Below are 16,633 nucleotides of genomic sequence, written 5' to 3' on the forward strand. Positions count from 1 at the left end.
GGTACGGCGCCTCTCGGACGGCCGCACGGAGACGGCCTGCAAAAATATGTGAACCCGGCCAAATCCGTACCCATCCTTTGCTGGAGCGGTTGCGAAGTACTGTTGTCCCCTCCCGGGGATACCAACATCACGCGCGTGTATGAGGAGATTTTTCTGATGAATAAGACACTCCGCTTTATGGCTGTTCCCACCCTCGCTTTGGGCGCCCTTGCCCTTTCCGGTTCCCCGGCCATGGCCGCCGACCAGTCCTACCAGACCACCCTGGGCCAGCTGAACGGCAGCTCAGCGTCCGGCACCGTCACCGTTGACGTCACGGGCAACCAGGCCCATGTTGTTCTGAACGTTTCCGGCCTGGCCGCGACATTCATGGACGCACCCTACCCGCACGTCCAGCACATCCACGGCGGCGCGAAGGGCATGTGCCCGGACCCCTCAGCCGATACCAACGGCGACCAGGTCATCAACACCACCGAAGGCGCACCGGCCTACGGCGGCATCGTCACCACCCTGTCCACCAGCGGGGACACTAGCCCCGCAGCAGGCCTTGACCTCAAGGTCGCCGGCCAGGGCGCCGCATACACCATTGACCGCACCTTCGAGCTGAATGCCGAGACCAAGGCCGCCCTTCAGGCAGGCACCGCAGTGGTGGTTGTCCACGGCCTTGACCCGGCCACGCTGAGCCCTGCCGCGCAGGCGGCCAAGAGCGATCTTGTCCCTGAGCTTCCGCTTGCCGCCACCTCCCCCGCCCTGTGCGGGACCCTGACGGCCGGACAAATGAAAATGCCCGCAGGCGGGGCAGCAACCGGCGTCCCCACCGAAACCGGCACCGACACCGGAGCCCTCGCCATCGGTTCCGGCCTGGCACTGATCGCCCTCGCCGGCGGAGCGTACGTCGTCCGCCGCCGCAACGCAGCAGCCTAAGCACCAGCTGAACGGATCAATACAGTGACACCCAGGAACCCCGGCCACCGCACAGGCCCCCTAGCCTCCACGGCGGCCGGGGTTCTGCTCCTGCTCACCCTCACCGGCTGCGCCGCCGGACCCACCACCCCGGATCCGGGAACGTCACCTGCAGCCTCGGTCTCAGCCCCTGCTGCGCCCGGCACCCCCAGCGCTCCCCCGCCTGTTTCCGCGCCGACACCCGCCGCCCCTGCTGTGGCCCCGCCCGCACAGCAGCTCCCGCCGGTCATGGCCGCTTCGGCCCCGGTCACCCTGACCATTCCCTCGATCTCGGTCCGGACGGACCTGATCCACCTGGGACTGGAAGAGAACGGCTCCCTGAAAGTACCGCAGGACACCGGCAACGGAGCCCCTGCCAGCTGGTACGACGGCTCCCCCACCCCCGGAGAACGCGGACCTTCAGTGCTGCTGGGCCACGTCAACGCCCTGGGCGGCAACAAGGGTGTCTTCGCAGACCTGCGCAAGCTCACCCCCGGCGCCGAAATCACCGTTTCCCGGGCCGATGGCAGCGCCGCCGTCTTCACCGTTGACCGCGGCGCGCTCTACCCCAAAGACAGGTTCCCCACCCTTGAGGTCTACGGGAACACTCCCGGGTCAGAACTGCGGCTCATCACCTGCGACGGCTACGACCCCGCCACCGGGGAGTTTGACGACAACTACGTCATCTACGCCACCCTCAAAGCCTGACAACGGCCGCCACCGGCAGACGGTGTGGCCAGGATGGAAAACCGATGAAACAGCACACGCCCTTGCTGGCCTCCCTGGCACTCTCGGCCCTGCTGCTCACCGGCTGTGCAACAGCGGCCGGATCCGTCACCGCACCATCGGGCCCCTCGGCACCAGCAGCTTCCACCGAAACCGGGCACTCTGAGGGCCACGGCGGCGGACACCACGGTGCCGGTTCCTCATCACCGGGTGCCCCCAAGGCCGACGGCCCCAGTGAAGCCGCCCTCATGGTCTGCGGGGACCAGCCAAAGGACCGGCTCACCGCCATCCTGGACCTCGGGCAGGACCCGCACACCATCAACGACTGGGCCGACAGCACATTTACGTGCACCTACCACCTGGACGAAGGGGACCTGGTCATCTCCGTCAAGGAAGCCAAGGACAAGGCCGCGGCACTGACCTACTTCGACGCGATGCAGTCCCTCGCAAAAGACGCCACACCCATCGAAGGCCTCGCCAACCTGGGATTTCCTGCCTACGAAACCGCCGACGGGTCAGCGGTCTTCCAAAAGGACAGCTTCGTCCTCCAAGTAGACGCTTCTGACCTGCCCACCACGTTGGGGCCGGACGACATCACCAGGAATGCGCTGGCCTACCAGCTCTCCACCACCATCCTCGCCTGCTGGATCGAACACCCCTGACCAATTTCTGCAGCAACAACACTCATTTGCGGTTCCTCATGAAAGGTCCAGCCATGAAGACAAGCACCAGAACGAGCAGCGCCCTTGGACTCGCAGCAGCAGTGATGCTGGCCCTGTCCGGCTGCGGGGGCATGTCAGGGTCCGGCACCACAGCGGCGCCCACCGTGACGGAACAATTCCCCTCAGCTTCTGCCGCCACCACCGAGCCCGCTCCCTCAGCCCCCGGTACGGGCTCCTCGTCGGCGACCCCCGCGAGCATATTGATTAAGGGATTCCAATACCAGGGAGCCGGCACCGTGAGCCCAGGAGCGGAAATTACGGTCACCAACGAAGACATCGAAGCGCACACCATAACCGCTGACACCGGCGACGCGTTCGACGTCAACGTCCAGATCGGCACCACCAGCTTTACCGCCCCCACAGAACCAGGGACCTACCCGTACCACTGCAACTTCCACGGAAACATGAAAGGCACCCTCACGGTGAAATAGTCACTGGGGAAACACCTCACGGCTACTCTTATCTGGCATCTGCCGGCCTCTGCGCAGAATCAATTTTTTGACAGTAGCCTGGCCCAGCGCCGTTGTCTCTCGGTCATGCCGGGAATCACGTTCATGACAAGTTTGCTCCCGCCGGACAACCTCGACGGCGGAGCGGTGGGTCAGCGTGAACAGCCACACCCGGGGCTCACCCCGGGAAGGATCAAACCGGCCCGCCGATAACCACACCTGAACGAGGACTTCCTGCACAACCTCCTCAGCCAGCTCCGACCTTTTAACTACCTGCACTGCCAGACGCCGTACAGCCGCCGCACCGTGCGGACATACAGGTCCCTGGAGGCCTCCACGTCGCTTTGGGAAATCCTGCACAGAAGCCCCTGCAGCGAATCCGGGCCCCTCAGGACGCTGCCCTTGTTCCCAGCTACTGACGCGTTTACCTGCGAGGTTGAGCCTGCGGCCCCACTGGACCAATGAGAAAGGTTACTTCAATTGCCGGGGTATCCACGTTTTCAACTGCGTACTGTTAAAATAGGGAAAGCACTCCACATCCTCCTGAATATATCCCGGGAACCCACCGAATTACTAAACTGACAATGAAGTCTTCAGCCGATGACACATAATATGAAAAGTTGTCACAGTTGAAGCACGAAAAACTGCCTTCTTACCCCGAGGCCAATCGGACAGGTAGGGCGTAGCGTGCGCTCATGCGCAGGAAGGTCAGGGACTGCTGTTGAGGGAGGTGAACCTTGAGCCAGCGCCCCGAAGCTTGATGGAAAAGGTTTACGAGCTGGGTAGCCTGCATGTCCGATCGGGCCTTGCCAACGCCAGCGGACGTAGAGAGTGAATTTTCTGTCTATACTTCAGCGGCTCTCACACTGGTGAGGTATCGGCCCAGGGAGGGCTTGGCTGGGGGTCGGCGGTGACTGGGCGACCCCTCAATGTCGTCTTTCAAGGTTATCACTGCCCTCAGTGCCACTTGGTAACGTACGTAAAATAACTACTCTTTCGACGGGTCATGCCCCCAATTCATGAGCGAATACCGCCACCTAGAATGCTCAATATCTTCTTTTGATGGTCTCTGGGCCTTATGCCGCCTAATATATGCATTAACCTTTTTTATATGCGCGACATCATCATCAGTAAGGGCGCTTTCTTTCTTGGACATGATATCCAAGATCTTCCTTCCCGACTCATGTCCGATAGATTCGGCCCCGCCCACGTCAGTCTTCTTGTCACTCGACGTGCCTTTTGCAATGCCAACGGATTGAGACTCATCTGTTTGTAGCCACTTTTCGAGCTCTTTCGAGGTCATATTCACTAGCGATTTGAAATCGCTATACGCCTAATCCGTCATGATCTACTCCTTCTGAGTGCGCAAAATTGTTGTTCAGTCCACCCCGAAGTGGGCCAGGGGCGGGCGATGCGGTAAGGGCCAGTCGGAGGGCTGGAACCTTATCAATGATGGCGTGCTCCGGGATGTCCGGGAGAAGCGAAGGTGGGTGTTCTGTCTCGGGAGTATCCGTTGCAGGCAGACAAGCATCAGTCTCTGAATCCTCGATAGTTCCCATACATCCCCTTACTACCTGCTGAAATTTTTCAGCGTAGGTGGCGGAGGTGTCAATGCTCCCAGAAGGTTGACCTCTTCAAGGCAGGCTCCTTGCTTATAGAGAAGCTGGACTGGAGCAGACTGCCCCTTGGCCACATAGTGCTGCCAATTTTCACTGTCGGGCCAGAGGATGGACACCATATGGTATTCGTTGTTCCCCGGACCCGGGCCGCCCGGACTTCCCACTGGGTCGCCACCGGGAACGCCACGAGGACACCTTGAAGGTCCTGAATTACTTCGACGGAGTCCATCTCATTCGCAGGGCAACCACGCCGGCGCTGTTTTCCGTCGCACTGCTCGATGACGTGTGCCCGCCATCGACCGTCTTCGCGTCCTACAACAGCTACGGAATCAAAAGCTCTGGCTCAACACGCCACGCGACGGCCCAGTCGATCGATATCTACCACTTCAACGGTCACGAGGGAGGCCAGGAACACCACTGGGTCCGTCAACTCAAGTACGTACACAAACGGTTTAGCGATCCCTTTGGGCGCCTGTCCCCTGCTCGCTAAGCGCCGATAATAAATATTCCGTCAATCTAGCTAGGCTCGGCAAGCTCGCTCCCGTGACTAGCTCGCTGAACTCTGGCCTCCTCCAGTTTCCATCCACCCTTGCTCGCTTCCAACCATAGGTAGTAGCTAACCAGCTGGATCAGTGCTCATGCGTGCCGGGGCATGCCGTCATGACCAAGCCGTTCCGTCCCCGGGCGCTGATGGCGTAGCAGAAGCAGCGCTCTGCCTCCACCAACGTGGATTAAGTAACGTCCGCACCTGAAGGGGTTCGTTTACCACGGCTGCGGATCCTCACGCCCTCTTACTGCTTCGAAACTCAGCAGTTACGAAACATCGAACGACAACACAGGAGTGCAGCCCTTACAACCAAGAGATGTGGGACCCGTTCGGGCTCCAATGAATGACTCCGCCCTGATAGTTCTGGGCCATGCTTCCGTCATCACCTGTCGAGTATTCGTCACTTGTGGGGTATCCGAGGCGACCTGATTCATAACCTGTGGAGGCCCAGATCGTGCGAATACCGCCAACGGAGATGTGGGCACCTGTTGCCGGTGACCAGATGATCGTGCCGCCCTGGTAGTTCTGATACACCCCGCCGTCCCGGAGCCCGGCCACTTCGTCCGTGACCGGGTATCCCAGCCTGCCATTTTCAAACCCTGTAGCGGCCCACAGGCCACGAATCGCCCCTAGGGAGATGTGGGCACCTGTTGCCGGTGACCAGATGATCGCGCCGCCCTGGTAGTTCTGATACACCCCGCCGTCCCGGAGCCCGGCCACTTCATCGGTAACCGGGTATCCCAGCCTGCCATTTTCAAACCCTGTAGCCGCCCACAGGCCACGAATCGCCCCTAGGGAGATGTGGGCACCTGTTGCTGGCGAGTAGAGGATGCATCCGCGTTCGAAACACTGGTACCCGCCGTTGTCCTTCAGGCCGTACACCTCTGGAGTGGTGGCTGCGCCAAGAGCACCATTCAGTGAAGTTGCTTTGGCTGCAATGGGAGTCTGCGCGGCCGGAGGCGGGACCGTGGTGAAGGTCCATGTCTTGTCCGCGGCCAAGGCGTTACCGGCAACATCCTTCACACCGCTGGTACCGCCCTTGATCGTTGCAGTGTATTCAGTACCCGCTGCCAGGTCCGCGGCAGGGTCCAACGTTGCAATGTTGCCAGCGGAGTCGTACGCCACAGTGGCCGCCACGGAAGTCGTCCCTGCGGTCAACGTGAAGGTGTCCGCCGTGACCGTGGACGGGTCCAGGGCCTCCGAGAACGTCCCTGTCACACTGGCAGTCACTGCCACGGCTGTGGTACCGGCATCGGGAGACACGGCCGTCACGGTCGGAACCGTGGTGTCAGTGCTGCCACCGCTGCTGCTGGGATCATAGTAGTACCAGTACATGCTCGTGGCGTTCGCATCGGCGAGCAGCAGCAGACCGCTGTTGGTTGTGCCCCGCGTCGTACTGTTGAGGTTCTGCTTGGTTGAGGTCACGTTGTGGACATACTGGTCGGCGTCAACAATGCGGGGCGTCTTGGTCGCTGCGCTGAAGTCGATGTTGTCCAGTGGCGTGGACTTTTCGTAGATCGCGCCCCCCGAACTGGTGCAGACACCGGCGTTCGTTGTGCCACCCGGCTTCGGGTAGGTAGCGAAGGTGCGCAGCATCCGGGTGCTCTCGTCAATCAGGACGATCACGCGGTTTGGACACTCCGCAACAGTCGCGATCGTGTGGGCCGACCACGTCGACGTAGTGCTATTGAACCCCAATAGCTGGATCAGCGGCTGGGACGCCGATGTGAACGATGTTTTAACAGCAGCGAAAACCTGGTCACCCGAGGAGTCCAGCCACTTCAGGTTCATGTGGTCATCACCGCTGCGCTGTCCCTTCACGGCTGCGACAGGAGTCGTCCAGGCGGTGTCGTCTGCTCCATCGACGTGGTAGCTCCAGTACATGCCGTCGGTGGCGTCACCGGCCTGCCGGCTCCACATCACACCCATCTTCCCGTCGAACGCGATCAGAGCAGACGTGTCGTCCACCGACACGTTGCTCAACGACGAAGGATGCGGGAACGGTGTCCCCCAGGTCTTGCCGTCCGTGCCGGTGACATTGAGATAAATCCGGTTTGCCTGCTGCCAGGTGGCCCACACCCGGCCAGTCGAGTCTTTATCAATGGTCAGGGCCTCAACGCGGTGGTTGTTGATGTTTGTAGAGCTCAGGAGCGAGTACTTCTTCGTACCCGTGTCGTAGCTGTAACGGCGCATCGTCGTCGGGTAGTTCGGCTCAGCCGGCAGACCGTCATTGGCGAACCGATAGCTCGCCACATGCAACGTCTTACCGTCCCACAGCACGTCATGGTGGGTATTCGCGCGCGTGTCCGTCGCGACGCCTGTGTCGACCCAGGAACTCGTCCCGGTATCGAATTTGAAGATATGAAAATTCGAACTGGCACTGTCCCAGAGGTTTCCCCACCAGAACCCGTCGTGAAACCACAACCCGCTCGTTGGCCGCTTCGTACCCGTCGGCGTTCCGGTCCCCGAATGAGACGGACCCTCAACCCCAACGTCATCCGCAGCAGCGGACGCCGAAACCGGCACTACCAGAACGCACAACGCAAGCAGCGACGCTGTCAGCAGTGCAGAAAGCCATAGATACCGTGCCCGGCCTGGGCCGGGGCCAGCCTGGCGTCCGCCTCTTCGCCTTTCCCAGTGCCGGGAAGTCCAGCGATCTCTTCCACCCACGTCCAAGTCAGCAGATGCATAAGCTCGCAACGTTGCTCCCCCGAGTTGAATAATGACTTCCAGCGTAAGGAGCACGTGCCACGCCATGGTACCTGTCCCTTGCCGCTGCGGATTCCCCACCGTACCAACCGCTATTCCAGCCTTCACCAGTAGCGCGTACTCATGTGAAAAGTCGCGGAATACCTGCACAACAAACACCGGCCGCACGGCAGCCCGGAGGCAACCACGCTAGCCGACGACGCAGCAACACCGGTCACTTCGAACACCAGTTATGAAGTGACGTTAAGCGCGTCAGCTCTGCACGGCGAGATCGGCGGCGCCCTCCCGCTTGCCATCAACGGCACGAGCAGCGACGGTGCCGACTTCGGCTTAAAAGAGACTACGACCACACCCAAACTCGTGCTCCAATTGCAATGACCGTGGGTGATCAAACCGCGAACCAGCTTCAGGCCTAGGGTACGAACAATCGTCCCACCTACGGTCGCTCAGCCGAGACGATGTTGGTTTGCTCAAAAAAGTTCCGCTGTGCCAAGGCGCATCCTGATGGCTGCGTATTCGAGGGTGGCGTTCCTATTGAAGAGTAAAGCCGCGGACACCAGTAAGGCCGCGTAGTACGGTTGGCGAGCTCGCCGAGGCAACCAGGGCACCACTTGGGAGAACAAGGCGAAACAGGAACAACTTGCCGGCCGTGACGAGACTCCAGGCTGTGTAGCTGTGGTCGAGGCCGACCGAGAAGATCTAGACCATGAACGAAGCGAACCAACGCCCTGAAGCGCTGCGCGAAGAGGCCAGCATCAAGTACACAACCGAACGGCGCAGTAGCTAGCGGCCAGGCTGGAAGGCGTAGCCGACCGCGAGGCCCGTGCAGGCCGGACAAGGCTTGGTGCAGCACTCTGGAATTTGCTGCGCCAGTTGTGCCGTGGACGGCAGCAATATGGTTCCGTCACCAAAAACGGGCGGTACCTGTTGGGTCGAGGAGGCTCGGAATCAGGGGGCCTTGCCGCCTGGGGTACTGCGCTTGAGGTTCTCGTCGGCGGGCGGCACGCGGGCAGTGGCCGGTTCCGTACTAAGGGCCGCAGGGGCCTCTAGACTGGGTGGTTTTTCGGGGGTGAACAACCATTCATCGAAGAGCGCGTTCAAGTCTTCGCCGGACACTTTCTCGGCGAGGGTGATGAACTCATCTGTGGAGACGTTGCCGCCGGCGTTGAGTTGCGCCCAGTCGCGCAGGATACGGAAGAAGTCCTCGTCGCCGACCGCTTTCCTCAGTGCGTGCAGGGTCATGGCGCCCCGCTCATAAACGGCGGAGTCAAATAAGGCTTCCGGCCCAGGATCGCCGATCCTGATGCTCCAGAAAGGCGCATCTGTCGGGATCGAGCCAACGGCGTCGAAGCGCTCTTGGACGGTGTCCAAGCCCTCCCGTTCGCTCCATAGCCAGTGGGCATAAGTGGCAAATCCCTCGTTTAGCCAGATATGTTGCCAAGCTGCCAGGGAGACGCTGTTCCCGCTCCACTGGTGCGCCAATTCGTGAACTACGAATGAGTCACCTTCAACCCGGTCGTAGAAAATTTCCTTGCCGTAGATGGGCCGTGTCTGGTTCTCCAGGGCGAAGCCCAGCCCTGGGAGGTCGTCCACGGTGCCACCGGCGTCTCGGAACGGATACCGGCCAAAGTAGCCTTCGAGGAATTCGATGATTTCGGGTTGCCTGGCAAATGAAGCTTGTATGTTTTCTCCGACGCCCGGGGGAGACTCGGCCGTTACGATCCAGTCGCTCTCGTTGTCCGGACTGCCTGGCGGTGGACCCAAAGTTGTCCAGCCGTCCATAGTGTCGCCGTCCTCCTCGAAGGAGGTACTGCCCTCGCCCGTGGAGACCACAACATCGTCGACAAACACGCCGGGTTGCGGGTGGATGTCATCACTGACATAGCTGATGGAGATTTCGACCTCACTGCCGGCAAAATCGGTCAGGTCGGCCGACCACTGTTCCCAGCCGTCACTGGTGCCGCTGGCCGCCCACCACGCGCCGGAGCTGCCCGTCGCCGTGCAGCCGCCCGCGCCGTCATCCGTCTGGTAGTGGGTAAGGAATGGGTGCAGGTCGTGCCACCCGGGGCAGGAAAAGCCTGTCTCCCTGGAGGTATGTCCGTTAGCATCCGGTAGGGTCGTCCAGTTATCGGCGCCTGCGGTGCGAGCCTCAACGAAGGTGAAATCCCAGTTGGTTTCGGTATCACGGCTCAGCCAGAAGGACAGCTGCGCTCCGCCGGCCGGGACGCTGATGGTCTGCGTGAGCCGTTCGTACGAACTGTTCGCTGCCTGTGACCAGGCGAAGTTGGTGCCGGTGCGCGGTTCCGCCACCGGCTCAAAGAGGTCGGGGTCCAGCGCATCGAGGTACTTGACTCGCCCTGCCTGGTACTGGTTGAAGTCCCACTGCCCGACACTGGCCGTGGCAAGATAGGACGCCATCGGTTCGCGTGCCTCCCATATCCAGCTGGTCCTGCCGTCCTGGACCCGGCTACCCAGCAGGCGCCCGTTGGCTACTGCTTCTAGCCCTTCGGGGACCGTGATCCGGAACGTGTAGGCGGCCTTGTCCAGGGGATGGTCGTTAACCGGGAACCAGGTCGCGGCTACATGCGGCTCGCCGATGATCAGGGAGCCGTCGTCGGTGTGGAAGAACCCGGACTGCCCGTACTGATCGCTGATGGTTTTAGGGATGCCGTCGTAGCGTACCTGGGCAGTGAAGTGACTGCCCTTCCTGATGCCCCGCTGCGGGGTGACAGTCAGCTCGCCAGCGTCGTGCGTGAATTGGGCAGAACGGTCGTTGACCGTTATCTCACGGACCGTAAAGTTATCCAGGTCGAGGTTGAATGCCGAGAGGTCCTGCGTGGCCTCGGCGGTGATGGTCGCGGTCCCGCCCAAGATGTCGGTCAGCGGATCATAGCTGAGGTCCAGCACATACCGGCCGACGTCATAGCCGCCGTTGCCGTCCAGCGGAAAGTAGGGATCACCCAGCCCCGGCGCCCCGGGCCGGTAATTGACGTCCCCTCGTGAAGACTCATCCGCGGCTAAGAGCGCTGTGGTTTCCGTCGCGGCGGCGGGTACAGGCAAGGCGGTTGCCAACAGCAACAATGCTGCAGACACGGCTGTAAGCCGACGGCCGTCGCTAACTCTAGGTACTGTTCCCAGGGCAGTGGGCTGGGGCGACATGACAACTCCCTGCTTCCCTCGTTTACTGAGCCGCTCTTGTTCACGGTTGCGCGGTAGGCACCGTCCCGGGCCATGCATCATCACTGACATCGACTATCAGCGTCTGCATAGCGGGAGAAGTGGTTGACACCGTCCAGCAACGCTGTCTTCAAGAGCGTGTAGGACAAGATGCCGGACCAGCGGCCGACACGATGAGTGACTTAGTAGCGTCGAGACCTCGGCGAAGTTGCCGTCAGAGCCCCGGAACGAATGGAAGGCGTACCGCCGCCTTCGGGCCATTCCCGTCCGTAGCTGCGAATTTGGTGAGTTCGGGAATTATCCCTGACTGCGGACAGATGCGCCGCATGTGTGGGCCAGTCGAGGTGACCGGGTGTGGAAATTTTATGTCGCTGCCATACGTCATTTGCCACAACACCTCTACCTAACTGCAGAAAGGGGGCAGGGCAAGGATGTGCACTACGCGCTGCAGTAGTGGGCCTCAGCGAGCGTCCAATACGACCAGAACGCGGAAGTAACCGCAGCTACCTCTCCCCCGCTACTAAAACGCCGATAATTCAGATTATGTAAAGTAACGGGCCGAGCGGCCCCTCCAGCCCCGCGCTCATGCACCGTGGATCCTGCACGATTGTCAGACCCTGCAGTTAGCGTCCTAAGCGGAAGCATCGTGCTGCCATCAAGGGATGAAGGGGACATACTTATGAAGCAGGAACAAAGCGTACGGGCAATTTTCCGCTGCCGCACGGGTCATGAACACGAGCTCTGCGTCGACGTTCATCGCGGCGTATCGCCCGAACTTCGCTGCCCACCGTCGCAGCCTCAGGGCTACGGCCCCGGCAATGGAACGGGCTGCCAGGTTCCGGCGGACCTCGACGAGCAAGTGCAGCGAGAGCTTCGGTACTCATTCCAAGAAAGCAAGCGTCGGGGGTATGTCCTAGTCCACGGCTAAGGCGCCAAGCTGGGCTGCGGTAGAGAGTCGCTTCCGTGGAGTAGCCGGGAATGAATCATAGAGCGCGGGGGCCGTCGGCGGATGTTTCCCCGCGCTCCCTTGCGCTGCTCCGGCACAAGCAATTCGCTGATAGCCGGCGTTATGTAAAGCTGAAGACTGCGTATTGCATCAGATGCATTTTTTCGGGGCTAGCCGGCCGGGTCATCTAAATTGGGGCTCCCGTATTCCGGCGGCTCTTGACGTGGTCCCTGAGCGGGCTAACACTCGTTCTCAATACCGTCGAACGGAGGCCGGCGTGAAAGGTCAGCGCATCGGGTACGTAAGGGTCAGCACCCTTGACCAGAATGAGCAGCGCCAGCTCGAAGGCCAGGGCCTGGACCGGGTTTTCACGGACAAGGCCTCCGGCCGGGACACCGCACGGCCGCAGCTGACCGAATTGCTCCGGTTCGTCCGGGACGGGGACGCCGTCGTTGTGCACAGCATGGACCGGCTCGCCCGCAACCTCGATGACCTGCGCGCCCTGGTCCAAGGGCTCACCCGACGTGGGGTGCGGGTGGAGTTCCTCAAGGAGCAGCTCGTCTTCACCGGTGAGGACTCCCCCCTGGCTAACCTCATGCTCTCCGTCATGGGTGCCTTCGCCGAATTCGAACGCTCACTGATCAGGGAACGCCAGCGCGAGGGCATCGCTCTGGCCCAGCAGCGCGGCGCCTACAAAGGACGGAAAAAGACGCTGACACCCGAGCGTGCAGCAGAACTGGTTGAACGCGCCGGCAGCGGTATCCCGAAAGTCGTCTTAGCCCGCGATTACGGAATCAGCAGGGAAACGGTCTACCAGTACCTCCGCCACGCAGCGTTGAAGTAGGCCCCTCCCCCGCGTTCCCAGTTAACCCCGCGGTTTACCCTGCAGGGTCGTCGATCGAACTTTGGCGCTGACCTTGGCAGGAGTTTCGCCAAGGTCAGGCCGTCCGCCGGCATCGCCTCACAAACGCCAGGGGTGGTGTCCATGTGCGAACGGGCGGGAGGGAGGCACCGTTACCCCGCCGCGAAGTAAGCGGCGGGGTTGGAGTCGCATGCTTTACCGTTCGGGCAACGTGTTGTCCCAGTGGTCGCGCCAGTTTCCGTATAGTTCATCGTTCAGGTCTGCAGAGGGGTGACGCCAACGCCGACCGCTGGTGGGCAGAGGCGGGAGTCGGTCGGGGTCCTGGCTAGGCGAGCAGGTGCCCGGGCGCTGGTAGGCCGAAGGGGTTGGTGTCTTCCTGTGCGCTGAAGTCGGCCTTGTAGGTTGTTGCTGGTGTGGGAGCTGCACAGGAGTTGGCCGCTGTGGAAGCTCCTCCCTCTGCCGTTTAATGTCCTCAAGGAGCCTGCCGACATCTTTGAATCCCGCTGTGCCTTTGTGAATCTGGGAAAGGTCCAGCAGGTCGGTCTCACCCCAGTACCTCTTCAGCAATGTCTCTTCTCCGGGGTATCCCATGCCTTCTGCCATGATGAGCGCGTGGCCGCCTTCGTCGAGAAGTAGTAGTCTGGCCACTTCTTGGGCGGCCGGGGTAGCTGCCCTGCCGTAGACATCCGCCAGGGAGCTCCACGTATGGAGCAGCGCATCGAGCACGTATTCGTCTTTCAGCGTTTGGCGGACCTTTGAGTGGCTGAGCTCCAGAATGTCCATGACCAGCCCGTTGGGCATCGTCGAGGAGTGCTGCCCGCTAAGCCGCAAGAACGCATCGACCCTTGCGGCTGTAATGCCATAGGCCCTTAGCCAAGTGAGTACCGCCTGAGACTGCCGAGTGCCCGGCCGCCGCTCCTTGATGTAAGTCGCCGCGGTCCAGTTGATGAAGCGTGCATAGGGATGTGACTTCAAGGTTAACCTCCTGTGTCTGAGGGCGTCAGCGGCGCCCGGAATGTTCGGATGAGGGCAAAAGAAAAGGACCGTCCAAGGGACGGTCCTTCGAGGGAGGGGTCACGATTTTGAGGTTGACTTAGGGTGTGAAGGTTGGCTCCTTTCTGTGCTTAAAAGAGAAGAACCCCTGCTGTTGCAGAGGTTCGAAGGTTATTGAGCAGTATGCGCCGTATGCCGTTACCAATTCAACGGCGATGATCACATGGACTGAAGGTTTGCTATTTGACTGCCCATACGAATCATGATGGAGGGTGGTATCAATAGGATTTTGGTTACGCGTAACAGCGCACCTTGTATCTACTTTCTACGTTAGCAGTCGCTCCAAATTTAACTGTCCACGAAGATCATCAGCAGTGTTTTCTGGCCTTCGCAGTGAGAATACCCATACGGCAGGCAGGGGTTCTTCTTGAGCTATGCCCCATGTTCCCGGGACTTCCGTGTCACCTGCAAGTCGAGGGTTCGGTGACTATCGCCAGGCAAATTCAGCGCCACGGGGTCGGCTTGCAGCTCCAGTCTTCGATGCTGCAGAATCGGATCTTGCGCTGGGAGGAGGGGCAGCTCCTTTTAACTTTGACTGTACTGGATAGTGTCAAGTTTCTTGCGTACGCGCCTCGGGCCTTGGGCTGATGATCGCTCATTTCCCATGGGAGCATAGCCAGAAAAATGAAGGTGCGGACGGTCGCCTTGCATGCCTTTGGGATAGCTTGAATGTGGACCGATGCCGTGACATTGGCAAGGTCACACACAAGAAATGTCTCCTACTTCTAAACCTAGAAGGGGCTCACCAAATCCGTGTGCGTACGGACAATTTCGCCGGGGGTCCATTAGCCCCTTCTACTGGCCTCTTCGCAGCTCGTTAAGGGCCTGCACGATCTCCCGCATCTTATGCAATTCTTCCGTTGGTTCCTTGAGCTTCACGCCGGCAGCGGGCTGCGGCGTTAGGCCGAGAACAGAAGGATTGAGATGAAAAGTCTCCACGTACTGGTGAGGATTGGGACCACTGCCGAAATAGTTGACCGTGAGGTCCACGGGGATATCAAAGCCCGCTGCCCCGCTCGAGCCGGCCTGGTCGCGCGGCCCCAGGAACCAATATGTCCTGATGCTGGTATCGGGCGGCAAGATTTGCGGGTGCTCAAACATGGTCCGCAGGGCCTCGGTCAGCGTGTCCGAATCCGGCCACTCCGAAACTGTGATGGTCAGGTTACTTGCGGATGAGCGCCCGGAATTTCGGACAACGAGGTCCCAAGCGTTAAATCCTCCGATACTGGGAACGATCCTTGCGTAAACATAGGGCCGGGTCTGCTCTACGCTGTCCTTCTCCATCTGCTCGTGGGCCCGCTTGCTTTGATCTAGGGTGTCCCTGGCTACTCGCCAAGCAAGCACGGCGCCGACCAGAAGACCGAAGGACAAGATGGCGGTGGCGAGAGTTGCGTAGGCCGACAACCACGCAGCATCTGCGGCTGACTGGGCTATATCAGCCGAACGCCGGGCGAGCTCTTCGGGATCCGTATCAGTGATAATTTGCACGGGCCCAGCCTAGACCGGGCCGCGTCAGTCTCACGGGCAGCAGCAACGCGCCGCGGCCTATCCTGTACCCCTGATCGGACTCCAGGTCGGCAGGGCTTTCCCCTAGGCGACCCATGGACGAGATCCTGGACACTTTCACGTCCCGCGACGACAGCCCATAAGCGCGACAGGTACTCTGAGCAGCAAACACTTCGAGATGGGGACGAATGATGGCTGATTTTGAGCTTGCATGCACGGTGGACGGCTGTGACTATGCCGGCGCATTCCGCTTGGGCGCGGGAGACAGCAGTACCTACCTTGGCTGGATGCGGGAAGAGCACCCGAATCATCCGCGCAACCACTCCGCAGGCCCGCGAAATGTGAAGCCGAAGGAACAGGATTTGGAGATGGAGCTCGGCCGGGACGGCGAGCTGAACTTCTAATCCGGCTGCTTGAATATCGACTGGGGATTCCTTGAGTAACTCATCTGACAGCTTTTCCAACAGCCTGGAAAATCTCGGCCGGGCCGCAAGAGCGGCCTCGCCTGCCGCATATAGCTTTGGCCGCCTACGCTCCGAAGCTAGCGGCGGGGTGCCCCTCAACGGTGCTAGTTACCAGGCGGCTCCCCCGCCGCCGGCGCCCACGCGTTATCAAGCTGCGGAACAGCTCCAACATTTGGAGGAGACCAAGGTTCTACTCGCTGCACTAAACCAGACCATCCAAAACGCTGAGGAAGACCGAAAGCGCGTCGACCAAGATCGCACGCAACAGTCACTCTTCAACAAACGGATGACAATTGTGGCTATTACCTTGTCCCTTGCAGCGGTCGTGGCTCCGTTCCTGATCTACTTCCTGGAGCACGGCTGGTGGTGGGAGGCTTACCGCCCGTAGCGAAGGCAGACTTGAGGTCAGCTCGCCGTTGAAAGCCGCTGCATCCTTCGGTAATTACTTCGACGGGATTACTGGGTGAGCGCAATGGCCGTCCCCAATGCTGACATCTGACAGGCCTGATGCTATGACCACGAGTAGAGATTCGCGATGCATGAGCGGATCACCGTTCCAGAGTCGGGGATGAACAAGGCGGTCGACGAATTTATCCATGTCAGCTTTACAGAATCTCCATTATCGGCGTTTCAAAATTGCCGGGGGAGTGCCTGCAAAATGCGCTTGTGCTGCCCACCGTTGCTCGGATTTTTGCCCTGACAGACACACCGGTTAGGCAAAGCGCCGGGAACCGTCGGGAGTGACCCCTAGGCCGATGATGATGCCCAGGCCAGTCTGCCGGTCGCAGGGCGTTGCCCAGTCGGCGAAGAAGCAGCCGTCCAGGTGGACAAGGATGATGGGCTGGCCAGGCAAAGGAGTGATCATAGGCTGCTATGTGTGCGGCGCCACCGATAGGCGTCGCCTTGTCCAGTTT

The 16,633-nt window shown here is 60.5% G+C and carries 13 protein-coding genes and 1 pseudogene; 7 read left to right on the top strand and 7 right to left on the bottom strand.

Annotated elements, in window-relative coordinates:
• The first annotated feature begins 156 nt into the window (after positions 1 to 156).
• The 4 genes from FDW84_RS02625 to FDW84_RS02640 are packed head-to-tail and all read left to right on the top strand — an operon-like array spanning position 157 to position 2,818.
• Positions 157 to 921 carry a CHRD domain-containing protein gene (locus tag FDW84_RS02625; protein ID WP_171046620.1) on the top strand — a complete coding sequence of 255 codons (765 nt, stop codon included), beginning with the start codon at positions 157 to 159 and terminating at the stop codon, positions 919 to 921.
• Positions 922 to 945: 24 nt separating this feature from the next.
• Positions 946 to 1,647: a sortase domain-containing protein gene (locus tag FDW84_RS02630; protein ID WP_138606272.1), complete on the top strand. Its 702-nt coding sequence runs from the start codon at positions 946 to 948 to the stop codon at positions 1,645 to 1,647.
• A gap of 44 nt (positions 1,648 to 1,691) precedes the next feature.
• A complete protein-coding gene (locus FDW84_RS02635; RefSeq protein WP_138606274.1) occupies positions 1,692 to 2,327 on the top strand; it encodes a hypothetical protein in 636 nt (211 codons plus the stop codon).
• Positions 2,328 to 2,380: 53 nt separating this feature from the next.
• Positions 2,381 to 2,818 (top strand): cupredoxin domain-containing protein, encoded by a 438-nt coding sequence (locus tag FDW84_RS02640; RefSeq protein WP_171046621.1) that lies wholly within the window; start codon positions 2,381 to 2,383, stop codon positions 2,816 to 2,818.
• On the opposite strand, the gene FDW84_RS19980 is transcribed toward FDW84_RS02640, so the two are convergent.
• Both FDW84_RS19980 and FDW84_RS02650 read right to left on the bottom strand, forming a co-directional pair.
• A complete protein-coding gene (locus FDW84_RS19980) occupies positions 2,819 to 3,196 on the bottom strand; it encodes a sigma factor (protein ID WP_138606278.1) in 378 nt (125 codons plus the stop codon). It abuts the gene before it with no gap.
• A gap of 628 nt (positions 3,197 to 3,824) precedes the next feature.
• A pseudogene (locus FDW84_RS02650) lies at positions 3,825 to 4,148 on the bottom strand (DUF3140 domain-containing protein); the annotation flags it as partial.
• 470 nt (positions 4,149 to 4,618) lie between these two features.
• On the opposite strand from FDW84_RS02650, the gene FDW84_RS02655 reads away from it, so the two are divergent.
• Complete coding sequence (locus tag FDW84_RS02655) at positions 4,619 to 4,945, top strand: acetylxylan esterase (protein WP_256371711.1); 327 nt, start codon at positions 4,619 to 4,621, stop codon at positions 4,943 to 4,945.
• Between the two features lie 360 nt (positions 4,946 to 5,305).
• Here FDW84_RS02655 and FDW84_RS02660 read toward each other — a convergent pair whose 3' ends face one another.
• Entirely contained in the window at positions 5,306 to 7,255 is a 1,950-nt protein-coding gene (locus tag FDW84_RS02660; protein ID WP_240721333.1) for an Ig-like domain-containing protein, read from the bottom strand.
• Between the two features lie 1,404 nt (positions 7,256 to 8,659).
• Positions 8,660 to 10,804, bottom strand: coding sequence for a M1 family metallopeptidase (locus FDW84_RS02665; RefSeq protein ID WP_171046622.1), 2,145 nt, complete (start codon positions 10,802 to 10,804; stop codon positions 8,660 to 8,662).
• A 1,307-nt stretch (positions 10,805 to 12,111) separates the two neighbouring features.
• Here FDW84_RS02665 and FDW84_RS02670 point away from each other — a divergent pair.
• On the top strand, positions 12,112 to 12,678 hold the full coding sequence (locus FDW84_RS02670; protein WP_138606285.1) for a recombinase family protein: 567 nt from the start codon (positions 12,112 to 12,114) through the stop codon (positions 12,676 to 12,678).
• Positions 12,679 to 12,891: 213 nt separating this feature from the next.
• On the opposite strand, the gene FDW84_RS02675 is transcribed toward FDW84_RS02670, so the two are convergent.
• Both FDW84_RS02675 and FDW84_RS02680 read right to left on the bottom strand, forming a co-directional pair.
• Positions 12,892 to 13,671 carry a hypothetical protein gene (locus FDW84_RS02675; protein WP_138606287.1) on the bottom strand — a complete coding sequence of 260 codons (780 nt, stop codon included), beginning with the start codon at positions 13,669 to 13,671 and terminating at the stop codon, positions 12,892 to 12,894.
• An 873-nt stretch (positions 13,672 to 14,544) separates the two neighbouring features.
• Positions 14,545 to 15,237 (bottom strand): hypothetical protein, encoded by a 693-nt coding sequence (locus FDW84_RS02680; RefSeq protein ID WP_138606289.1) that lies wholly within the window; start codon positions 15,235 to 15,237, stop codon positions 14,545 to 14,547.
• Between the two features lie 206 nt (positions 15,238 to 15,443).
• Between FDW84_RS02680 and FDW84_RS02685 the strand changes: the two genes are divergently transcribed.
• A complete protein-coding gene (locus FDW84_RS02685; protein WP_138606290.1) occupies positions 15,444 to 15,659 on the top strand; it encodes a hypothetical protein in 216 nt (71 codons plus the stop codon).
• 772 nt (positions 15,660 to 16,431) lie between these two features.
• Here FDW84_RS02685 and FDW84_RS19180 read toward each other — a convergent pair.
• Positions 16,432 to 16,584 (bottom strand): hypothetical protein, encoded by a 153-nt coding sequence (locus FDW84_RS19180; protein WP_171046624.1) that lies wholly within the window; start codon positions 16,582 to 16,584, stop codon positions 16,432 to 16,434.
• Positions 16,585 to 16,633 lie beyond the last annotated feature (49 nt).

Origin of the sequence: Pseudarthrobacter sp. NamE5 (assembly GCF_005796225.1) — a bacterium.
In the GTDB taxonomy this organism is placed as follows: domain Bacteria; phylum Actinomycetota; class Actinomycetes; order Actinomycetales; family Micrococcaceae; genus Arthrobacter.

Coding starts and splice junctions, on each gene's coding strand:
- FDW84_RS02685 (WP_138606290.1), top strand. CDS start 15,444: ATGATGGCTGATTTTGAGCTTGCATGCACGGTGGACGGCTGTGACTAT.
- FDW84_RS02625 (WP_171046620.1), top strand. CDS start 157: ATGAATAAGACACTCCGCTTTATGGCTGTTCCCACCCTCGCTTTGGGC.
- FDW84_RS02635 (WP_138606274.1), top strand. CDS start 1,692: ATGAAACAGCACACGCCCTTGCTGGCCTCCCTGGCACTCTCGGCCCTG.
- FDW84_RS19180 (WP_171046624.1), bottom strand. CDS start 16,584: ATGATCACTCCTTTGCCTGGCCAGCCCATCATCCTTGTCCACCTGGAC.
- FDW84_RS02640 (WP_171046621.1), top strand. CDS start 2,381: ATGAAGACAAGCACCAGAACGAGCAGCGCCCTTGGACTCGCAGCAGCA.